1 protein-coding gene is annotated in these 1,086 nt (G+C 34.1%); it reads right to left on the reverse strand.

What is annotated here, in order from left to right; translation table 11 throughout:
• Window positions 1-7: 7 nt before the first annotated feature.
• Window positions 8-1,006, reverse strand: a complete 999-nt coding sequence (locus tag ABF638_RS38110) for an IS630 family transposase (protein WP_435027906.1) — start codon at window positions 1,004-1,006, stop codon at window positions 8-10.
• Between the last annotated feature and the right edge of the window lie 80 nt (window positions 1,007-1,086).

The following is a 1,086-nucleotide window of genomic DNA, read 5'->3' on the forward strand; positions in this document are numbered from 1 at the left end:
TAAGTAGCTAAACAAAATTAATTACATAATTTTTACCAAACTCTCGAAGAATCTTTTCCACAGATGCTACAAAAGTTTGCCAATTTTTGTAAGCATCAATTTCAATCCATTGATACTTGATGAATCGCCACAAAATTTCAATCAAATTTAACTCAGGTGAATAGGAGGGTAATTGAAAGATGGTAAGACCGCGTTCTGACCATTCTTCAATTTTATCAAGAATAATCCCACTGGTATGAATAGAGGATTGATCAACAACAATCACGGTCGGTTTATCTACCTGAGGAAAGAACGCATCAATGCAAGCAATAATTACATCCGAATTAATACTTTGAGTTGAAACATAAGTTTCAAGGTGATTATTTCGATTCATGATTCCTAAAACATTCAAGCGCGAACTACGGCGACTAGGAATAGTTAAATACTCTCCAATATCTTGCCATCCATAAGGAACAGAAGGAATGAGACAAAATCCGGTTTCATCTAAGTAATATAAATTAATTTTACCTTCGGATTCTAATCGTTTAAACTCTGTTAACTGTGCTGATTTTTCCTTGTATTCTATAGGGTCTGGCTCTCCTCCAACATCTCGTCGCATTCTATGCCAACTCATATAAAAATTTCTCAATATTCTTTTAATGGTTTCAGTGCTAACTTCAATATCCCATTCTGATTTAATCTTTTGTCGCGTCTTTTTTAGTTGTCTTGGTTCTTGTTTCGCCCACTCTCTAATTTCTGCTTCTTGTTCTGGCCTAAATATTCGTTTTCTCCCTCTCCCCGGTTTATTATACAGTCCTACCATTCCCTCCGATTCCCAACGATTTATCCAGTTATATATTGTCTTATAACTAACATTAAATGTTCTCATTAATTTTTCTAATTCTATTCCTTGACAGGCTAGCATTAAGAAATGCGCTCTTTGCCGCACCTGATGATATCGACTTTGGCGATAGATGCGCTCCAGTAGTTTCAAAGAAAGCGGATTGATTTCTCTTAAAAAAATCATTTAAATCCTAATTATTATCTAAGCAAATCCTAGATCATATTGTATATTGATTTGTGTAATTAATTTTGTTTGATTACTTA

The organism is Nostoc sp. CALU 1950 (genome assembly GCF_051172895.1).
Classification (GTDB): domain Bacteria; phylum Cyanobacteriota; class Cyanobacteriia; order Cyanobacteriales; family Nostocaceae; genus Nostoc; species Nostoc edaphicum_A.